Origin of the sequence: Nocardiopsis halotolerans DSM 44410, from assembly GCF_000341065.1 — a bacterium.
In the GTDB taxonomy this organism is placed as follows: domain Bacteria; phylum Actinomycetota; class Actinomycetes; order Streptosporangiales; family Streptosporangiaceae; genus Nocardiopsis; species Nocardiopsis halotolerans.
The window spans coordinates 1-7,991 of the sequence record NZ_ANAX01000370.1 but is presented as its reverse complement, the minus strand read 5'-3'; the positions used below and the strand labels follow the sequence as shown (position 1 = coordinate 7,991).

At 72.5% G+C, this 7,991-nt stretch carries 9 protein-coding genes and 1 pseudogene; 5 read left to right on the top strand and 5 right to left on the bottom strand.

Annotated elements, in window-relative coordinates:
- Positions 1-365, bottom strand: a 365-nt coding sequence (locus D455_RS0126975) for a response regulator (RefSeq protein WP_017573775.1), incomplete at its 3' end; no start/stop codon positions are given.
- Entirely contained in the window at positions 362-1,603 is a 1,242-nt protein-coding gene (locus tag D455_RS31860) for a sensor histidine kinase (RefSeq protein WP_017573774.1), read from the bottom strand. The genes D455_RS0126975 and D455_RS31860, both read right to left, overlap by 4 nt.
- Before the next feature lie 268 nt (positions 1,604-1,871).
- On the opposite strand from D455_RS31860, the gene D455_RS31855 reads away from it, so the two are divergent.
- Positions 1,872-2,819, top strand: a complete 948-nt coding sequence (locus tag D455_RS31855) for a CPBP family intramembrane glutamic endopeptidase (RefSeq protein WP_017573773.1) — start codon at positions 1,872-1,874, stop codon at positions 2,817-2,819.
- A complete protein-coding gene (mug, locus tag D455_RS0126960) occupies positions 2,779-3,390 on the top strand; it encodes a G/U mismatch-specific DNA glycosylase (RefSeq protein ID WP_193789469.1) in 612 nt (203 codons plus the stop codon). Before D455_RS31855 ends, mug begins: the two co-directional genes overlap by 41 nt.
- 49 nt (positions 3,391-3,439) lie before the next feature.
- Here mug and D455_RS31850 read toward each other — a convergent pair whose 3' ends face one another.
- Positions 3,440-3,910 carry an arsenate reductase ArsC gene (locus D455_RS31850; protein ID WP_017573771.1) on the bottom strand — a complete coding sequence of 157 codons (471 nt, stop codon included), beginning with the start codon at positions 3,908-3,910 and terminating at the stop codon, positions 3,440-3,442.
- A gap of 80 nt (positions 3,911-3,990) precedes the next feature.
- Between D455_RS31850 and D455_RS0126950 the strand changes: the two genes are divergently transcribed.
- The 3 genes and pseudogenes from D455_RS0126950 (at position 3,991) to D455_RS31845 (ending at position 6,625) form a co-directional block, all read left to right on the top strand.
- Complete coding sequence (locus tag D455_RS0126950; protein ID WP_040685161.1) at positions 3,991-4,302, top strand: ArsR/SmtB family transcription factor; 312 nt, start codon at positions 3,991-3,993, stop codon at positions 4,300-4,302.
- Positions 4,302-5,384: an ACR3 family arsenite efflux transporter gene (gene arsB / locus D455_RS0126945; protein ID WP_017573769.1), complete on the top strand. Its 1,083-nt coding sequence runs from the start codon at positions 4,302-4,304 to the stop codon at positions 5,382-5,384. Before D455_RS0126950 ends, arsB begins: the two co-directional genes overlap by 1 nt.
- A gap of 135 nt (positions 5,385-5,519) precedes the next feature.
- Positions 5,520-6,625, top strand: a pseudogene (locus tag D455_RS31845) (ArsO family NAD(P)H-dependent flavin-containing monooxygenase).
- Positions 6,626-6,637: 12 nt separating this feature from the next.
- On the opposite strand, the gene D455_RS0126935 reads toward D455_RS31845, so the two are convergent.
- Positions 6,638-6,916, bottom strand: coding sequence for a hypothetical protein (locus D455_RS0126935; RefSeq protein ID WP_241480399.1), 279 nt, complete (start codon positions 6,914-6,916; stop codon positions 6,638-6,640).
- Positions 6,917-7,020: 104 nt separating this feature from the next.
- On the bottom strand, positions 7,021-7,991 hold a 971-nt coding region (locus D455_RS0126930; RefSeq protein ID WP_017573767.1), incomplete at its 5' end, for an NAD(P)-binding domain-containing protein.

Here is a 7,991-nt window from a genome sequence, read left to right as displayed (position 1 = left end):
CCGTCCGCCACCGAGCGGATCGCGGACTCCAACTCCTCGGGCCGCACGTCCTTGAGCAGGAAACCGCCCGCACCCGCGCGTACGGCGGCGAAGGCGACCTCGTCCAGGTCGAAGGTCGTGAGGACGAGCACGCGGACGCGGGGAGCGGCCGCCACCAACCGCCGGGTGGCCTCGATACCGTCCATCACCGGCATGCGGGCGTCCATCAGCACCACGTCCGGCGCCAGCCTCACAGCGGCGTCGACCGCCTCCGACCCGTCCGCCACGTCCGCGACCACGTCGAAGTCGCCGACCGAGTCCAGTGCCAACCGCAGGCCCAGGCGCACCAGGTGCTGATCGTCGGCGATGATGATCCGCACGCTCACACGGCACCCGTTCCCGACAGGAACCGCGCCGGAACGGGCAGCACCGCCTCCACACGCCACCCCCGCCCGGGGGCGGGGCCCGCGCTGACCGTGCCGCCCAGCACCGAGGCCCGTTCGCGCATGCCCGCCAGCCCCCGACCGGATCCGGGCGCGCCCGGGGGCGCGTCGGAGTGGGTGCGCCCGTCGTCCTCCACGAGAACGCGCACGACGCCGGACTCAGCCGCCACCAGGACGTTCACCGACCCGGGGGCGACCGCGTGGCGCAGCACGTTGGTCACCGCCTCCTGCACGACGCGGTGGATCGCCAGGTGCAGGCTCGGATCGTCGGGGACCTCGCCCCGCACCTCGCAGCCGACCGACGCGACCACCGCCCGTACCGGTTCGACCAGGGAGTCGAGCGCGTCCAGGGAGGGAGGAGGGCTGAGCGGTGAGGCCTCCGGCCCGGTGCCCAGCACCCCGAGCATCAGCCGCATCTCGTCGAGGGCGCGGCGGCCGGTCTCGGCGACCGCCCGCATGGCCTGGCGTCCGCTCTCACGGTCCTCGGTCCGGGCCGCTCCGTCGGCGAGGGTGACCACGACCGTGAGGCTGTGCGCGACGACGTCGTGCATCTCCCGGGCGATGCGCTCCCGTTCCGCGACGGCGGCCTCCCGGGCCCGGGCGTCGCGTTCGGCCGCGAGCCGCTCGGCGCGCGCGACCAACTCCTCCATGTACCGGCGCCGCCGTCCGCGGACGGCCCCCGCACCGAGCGGCAGGAGCAGGGCCACCGCGACCACCAGCAGGAGCAGCGTCACGTCCCCGTCCTCGGTGAACCCGCGCCCGCTCACCTCGGCGACCAGGGTTCCGACCGCGGTGCTCACGACGGCCGCGGCGTAGGCCAGCGCCCCCGCCCGGAGGGACACGTGGGCGGCCACCGTGTAGACGGCGATGACCAGGGCGATCGCGTCGTCGTGCTCGATGGCGACGGGCAGGACCAGGGAACTGGCGCAGGCCAGCACGAGCGGCGCCCACGGCGCGCGCCGGCGCGCCAGGATCGCCACGGCGGTGGAGACCACCATGAGGACGCGCAGGGCGGCGGCGCCCGCGCCGAGCTCACCGAGGACGAGGCCCGCCACCGCCGCCGTCAGCAGGAACGCCGCGTACACGCCCGCCAGGCAGACGTCGACGGCGACGGGGCGCGCGGTCAGCCAGCGGTGGACCACGCCGGGCTGGCGCCGCTGGCCCGGCGCCGGTGCTGTCATGGGGGACCTCATGCCAACCCACGTTAACGACCGCTCCGACGTGCGGCGTCATCCGTGAGTGCCCTTCTCCCGAGCCCGGTGTGGTACCCGGGTCTGATCTTTGGGCTCAGGGGGCGCTCAGGGCACGAACGGGCGTTCCGGTGTGCCTAACATCCTCCCCATGACATCCCCGACGATTCCGACAGAACACGCACCCCTGCCCCCGGAACCCGAGCCCCTGCCCCACCACCGTCTGTCACGCGCCCTCCCCCGGCCCCGGTGGTGGCGGATGCCACTGATCGCGGTGCTGACGGCCCTGTTCTTCCTCTTCTGCAACATCCTCCTCTTTGCGGGGATCGACCTCGCCGCCTTCCTCGGCGTGGGCGAGGGTGTGCCCGAGGACCTCGACGGCGTGCTGGAGAACGAGCAGGACCCGCTCGTCGTGGCCGCCCTCCTGGGCAGTATCGCGGCCCTCCTCCCCTGCGCCCTGCTGGCCGCGAGGATCTGCGGCCATCGACCGGTGGGGCTGCTGAGCTCCGTCGAGGGCGGGCTGCGCTGGCGGTGGATGCTGCACGCCGCGAAGATCTCCGCGGTCGTGTACGCCGTGTACGCTCCGACGCTGCTCGTGGCCGGGACCCTCATGGACAGCGCCGAGTCAGTACCCACGCCGTCCGGGTGGACCCTGCTCGCCATGCTCGCCGTGCTCCTGCTCATCGTCCCCTTCCAGGCCGCGGCCGAGGAGTACGTGTTCCGCGGTGTCGCGATGCAGATGATCGGTGCGTGGCTGCGGCACCCGGCCTTCGCCGTCCTCCTGCCGGTCCCCCTCTTCGTCGTGGGCCACGACTACGACTGGGTCGGTCTGACGGACGTGGCGGTCTTCGCGGTCATGGCGGGCTGGCTCACCTGGCGCACCGGTGGCCTGGAGGCGGCCATCGCGGTGCACGTGGTCAACAACCTGTGCGCCTTCGGCCTCCTGACCTTCGGCTGGAAGGACGAGAGCCCGACCGCTCTGACCGTCAACCTGGTCGTCACCGCGACGCTGGCGTTCCTGCTCGACCGCGCCGGTCGCCGCTGGGGACTGGCACGGACGCGGCCCCGGCGGCCCGGGGGCTTCGGGGACCGCGGTTCCGGGAAGGGGCCCTCGACAGCGGCGCGGTCTCCCCGCGCCACCGACCGCGGTCCGGAAGGGGGAATCCATGGGTCCCGCGAGCGGACGTACCCGGGACACACCGGCTAGGAGGACGCCCGGCCCGAGCCGGGAGGAACTGGAGGCGGCCCGGAACCGGGTGGTCCCCGACCTCCTCGCCGAGGACCTCGCCGTGCTCTTCTGCGGTATCAACCCGGGTCTGGCCTCGGGCGCCGCCGGGCACCACTTCGCCAAACCGGGAACACGCTTCTGGCCCGCCCTGCACGGGTCCGGCTTCACCCCGCGCCAGCTGCGACCCGACCAGGAGGACGTGCTGCTGGCGCTGGGTCTGGGGATCACCAACGTCGCCGCCCGGACCACGGCCCAGGCGGACGAGCTGAGACGCGAGGAGATCGTGGAGGGCGGCCGGAGACTGCGGGACAAGGTCCTGCGGTGGCGCCCCCGGTGGCTGGCCGTCCTGGGAGTCACCGCCTACAGGCAGGCCTTCGACGACCGTGACGCCAGGGTGGGACCCCAGGCCATGGAGATCGGGGCCACCCGCGTGTGGTTGCTGCCCAATCCCAGCGGCAGGAACGCGCACTGGCAGCTGGGGCCGATGACCGAGGAGTTCGCGCGCCTGCGGCGGGCCGCCGGGCTACCGGACCGGTCCCCGTCCCCCTGAGCCCACGGCGCCGGGACGGGGCGCCGGGCCGCCCGGGTGCGGTGCGCGTTCACTCCGCGCGGGGACCCGGTGCCGGTGTCCGCCGGAACCGGGCACCGGGCCGGTCGCCGCCGTCGGGGGCGATCTCCTCGATGAGCTCCTCGACGCGCTTCCTGATCTCGTCGCGGATGGGACGGACGGCCGCGACCCCCCGTCCCGCGGGGTCGGGCAGGGCCCAGTCGAGGTAGCGCTTGCCGGGGAAGACCGGGCAGGTGTCGCCGCAGCCCATGGTCACGCACACGTCGGAGGCCTCCACCGCCTCGGTGGTGAGGATCTTGGGGTGCTGGTCGGTGATGTCGACGCCGACCTCGGCCATGGCCTCGACCACGGCGGGGTTGAGGGCGTCGGCGGGCGCGGATCCGGCGGAGCGCACCTCCACTCGGTCCCCGCCCAGGTGGGCCAGCCAGGCGGCGGCCATCTGGGAGCGGCCCGCGTTGTGGACGCACACGAACAGGACGGACGGTTTGTCGGAGCTGGTCACGGTGACCGCCTCCCTTGGTCTCGGCGGACGGGCACGCCGCCCCTTCGCATCATTACGCAATGATGCGATAATATCAGCCTATGCTGATGTCAGTGGATCCTGATGTGATCAGGGCGGTGTCCGACCCGCTCCGGCTGCGGATCGTGACCCTGCTCGCCCGCGAGACCCTGTGTACCACGCACCTGATGAGCGAGACCGGGGCACGCCAGACCAACCTGTCCAACCACCTGCGGATCCTGCGCGAGGCGGGCGTGGTGGACACCGAGCCCTGCGGCCGGTTCACCTACTACCGTCTGCGCCCCCAGACACTGGAGTCGCTGTCCGGGGCGCTCGCCGAGCTGGCCCGGACCGCCCGCTCCACCGACGCGGCGCGGAACAGGAGGCCCTGCTGATGGCCTCCCCCAAGGGCACGACCCGGGCCACCGAACCCTCCGTCGCGGCCAGACTGTCCACACTCGACCGCTTCCTCGCGGTGTGGATCCTGCTCGCCATGGCCGTCGGACTCGGCCTCGGCCGCCTGGTGCCCGGCCTGGACGACGCGCTGGCGGCACTGGAGGTCGGCGGCGTCTCGCTGCCCATCGCGCTCGGGCTGCTGGTCATGATGTACCCGGTCCTGGCCAAGGTCCGCTACGACCGGCTGGACACCGTCACCCGCGACACCCGCCTGTTGGTCTCCTCCATCGTGGTCAACTGGCTGGTCGGCCCGGCGGTGATGTTCGCGCTGGCCTGGATCTTCCTGGCCGACCTGCCCGAGTACCGCACCGGGCTGATCATCGTCGGACTGGCGCGCTGCATCGCCATGGTCATCATCTGGAACGACCTGGCCTGCGGCAACCGCGAGGCCGCCGCCGTCCTGGTGGCCCTGAACTCGGTCTTCCAGGTGCTGGTCTTCGGTCTGCTGGGCTGGTTCTACCTGGACCTGCTGCCCGGATGGCTGGGTCTGGACACCGGCGGACTGGACGCCTCGCCCTGGCTGATCGCGCTCAACGTGGTGGTCTTCCTCGGCGTCCCCCTGGTCGCGGGGTTCCTCACCCGCCGGATCGGCGAGCGCCGGATGGGCCGCGAGCGCTACGAGTCGGCCTTCCTCCCCCGGATCGGCCCGTGGGCCCTGTACGGGCTGCTGTTCACCATCGTGCTGCTGTTCGCCCTCCAGGGGGACCGGATCACCAGCCAACCCCTGGACGTGGCGCGCATCGCGCTCCCGCTGCTGGCCTACTTCGCCCTCATGTGGTTCGGCACCTTCGCCCTGGGCAAGGCGCTGGGGATGAACTACGACCGCACCACCACGCTGGCCTTCACCGCGGCGGGCAACAACTTCGAGCTGGCCATCGCGGTGGCCGTCGCCACGTTCGGGGTGACCTCGGGCCAGGCCCTGGCCGGGGTCGTGGGACCGCTGATCGAGGTGCCGGTGCTGGTCGCCCTGGTCTACGTGTCCCTGGCCTGGCGGAAACGGTTCGCCCCGCAACTGCGATAGGGAACGCGTTGAGGAGCAGGACCCGCGTCAGACCGTCAGAGCGGGCCCTGCTCCTGCGTCCAGGGCGCGGCGCCTCCCCCGCGGCGACGGTCGCAGGCACGCAGCGGAGCATCGAAGACTCATGAAGGAGCGGGAATGTCCACCAAGCAACACCTCGTCGACGTCGCGGTCATCGGCGGCGGACAGGCTGGGCTCGCTGCCGGGTACTTCCTGCGCCGCGCCAAGGCGGACTTCGTCATCCTGGACGACCACGACGGGCCGGGAGGTGCGTGGCCCCAGTACTGGGACTCGCTGCGCCTGTTCTCCCCGGCCGCGCATAGCATGCTCCCCGGTTGGTGGATGCCCGAGGAGGAGGGGCGGGAGTATCCCTCGGCCTCCCACGTGGCGTGGTACCTGACCGAGTACGAACGCCGCTATGACCTGCCGGTCCACNTGCCCTGCCGGTCCCCCGGCCGGTCCGAGTGTGGCGGGTCGAGCGGGCGGACGACCGGCTGCGGCTGGTGACCGACGGGGGCACCTGGCTGGCCCGGCGGGTGATCAGTGCCACCGGAACCTGGAGGGCGCCCCACGTCCCCGACATCCCGGGCCGGGACGTCTTCGAGGGCGGGCAGCTGCACACTGTGGACTACCGGAGGCCGGAGGAGTTCACCGGGCAGCGGGTCGTGGTCGTGGGCGGAGGTAACTCCGCGGCGCAGATCCTGGCCGAGCTCTCCCGGGTCGCCGAGACCACCTGGGTGACGGCGCGCCCGCCCCGGTTCCTGCCCGACGACGTCGACGGACGAGCGCTCTTCGCCATCGCCACCGGATCCTGGAAGGCAGCCGAACTGGGAGGGTCGAACCCCAGGGGCATCGGCGACCTGGGCGACATCGTGGTCGTGCCGAGTGTGGGCGAGGCTCGTGAGCGCGGCGTCCTCAAGGCCGAGCCGATGTTCGACCACCTCACCCACACCGGCGTGGCCTGGGCCGACGGCTCCACCCGGGACTGCGACGTGATCCTGTGGTGCACAGGCTTCCGTCCAGTCCTCGGACACCTCGAACCTCTGGACCTGGTGGACGAACAGGGCCAGGTCGCGGTGGAGGGAACCCGGTCAGTGGCCGAACCCCACCTGCACCTTCTGGGCTACGGGGATTGGACCGGTCCGGCCTCGGCCACCCTCATCGGCGCGGCGCGCACGGCCAAGGGAGCCGTCGCACAGATCACCCAGGACCTTGAGTACGAGACGCAGACCGGAGCGGAGTGAGGCGCCGGGCGCTCAGTGCCACTGGAGAGCACGCGCACCACGCGCGGTGGCGTGGTACACCCCCGGCGCATCGGTGAGTTCGGCGTAGTCCAGGGACTCCAGGATCCACAGCAGCCGTCCGATGAGGTGGGCCCGGGCCGTGAGCGGGGTCTGGGCCCGCCACATGTCGGCGATGTCCTCGGCGGAGGTGGGTCCGTCGTCGCACAGGGTGCGCAGCGCCCGGCGCCTGGCCGCGCTGAGGTGGCGCGGGGAGGTCGCCTTCTCCTCCTCCGAACTGCCCGCCCCTGACACGGTGGCCTCCACCTGCTGCGTGGTCCTCTTCCTTCCAAGGTGTGTGATCCGGCCCGGACCGGCCTTCTTCGGGTGCGTTCGTCGGACAGGCGCGGACGTTTCCGTCATCGTCGCGCTCCAGCGAGCAGCCGCCGCACGACGTGACGGGCATCCCGGCCGACCCCGCGCAGGGTGGCCGAGGAGAAGCTGCGCTGGAACTCCAGCCCCACGTACCCCAGCCCGGGGACGGTGGTGGAAATTCCACCGTGGTGTAGCGGATGCCCGTGGGAGTCCAGCGCTCCGGTGGGGGCGAGGTAGTCCAGGGCGGGCCGGTAGCCGGTGGCCAGTAGGACGGTATCCACGCCCTCCACCGTGTCGTCGCACCAGACCACCTTGTCACCCTCCAGTCGGGTGAACATCTCCTGTCGGTCGGGGTTGCCCGAGGCGAACGCGGCCCGGTACCGGCCGTCGTCGTTGACCAGGGTCGGGCCCCTTTCCCACACGCGGCGCAGTGGGGCGGCGTCCAGGCCGCTGCGCACGAACCACCAGTGGACGTCTCGGCCCAGGGGCCGCTGGTTTGCCCAGGCCACCGGCGCGCGGGTGGCCAGACTGACCCTGGCCACCTCGGCCAGTTCCGCGGCGATCTGCACGCCGGAGTTACCGCCGCCGACCACCACGACGCGCTGACCGGCGAAGGGGGTCGGGGAACGGTAGTCGGACGCGTGCACCACGGTGCCGGTGAAGTCCCCCAGCCCCGGCAGTTCAGGATGGTGGGGGCGGGAGAAACCGCCGGTGGCGGCGACCACCGCGCGGGTCCGCACCTGGAAGCCGTCGGTGGTGGTGAGGGCGAACCCGTCCCCGTGGCGTTCGACCCGCTCCACCCGCTGGCCGCAGCGCAGGTCGAGGTCCAGACGGGAAGCGTAGTCGCGCAGGTAGTTCACCACCTCGTCGCGCCGCGGGTAGCGGTCAGGGTCCCCGGGCATCGTGTGGCCGGGCAGTGAGGAGAAACGGGCCGGGGAGAACAGCGTCAGGCTGTCGTAGTAGTGCGGCCACGCGCCGCCTGGCCGGTCGGCCGCCTCCAGCACGAGGGGCCGCA

Bases quoted from the DNA above. Each gene is read 5' to 3' on its own strand.
- D455_RS31860 (WP_017573774.1), bottom strand. From the start codon at position 1,603: ATGACAGCACCGGCGCCGGGCCAGCGGCGCCAGCCCGGCGTGGTCCAC.
- D455_RS31855 (WP_017573773.1), top strand. From the start codon at position 1,872: ATGCCACTGATCGCGGTGCTGACGGCCCTGTTCTTCCTCTTCTGCAAC.
- mug (WP_193789469.1), top strand. From the start codon at position 2,779: ATGGGTCCCGCGAGCGGACGTACCCGGGACACACCGGCTAGGAGGACG.
- D455_RS0126950 (WP_040685161.1), top strand. From the start codon at position 3,991: ATGCTGATGTCAGTGGATCCTGATGTGATCAGGGCGGTGTCCGACCCG.
- arsB (WP_017573769.1), top strand. From the start codon at position 4,302: ATGGCCTCCCCCAAGGGCACGACCCGGGCCACCGAACCCTCCGTCGCG.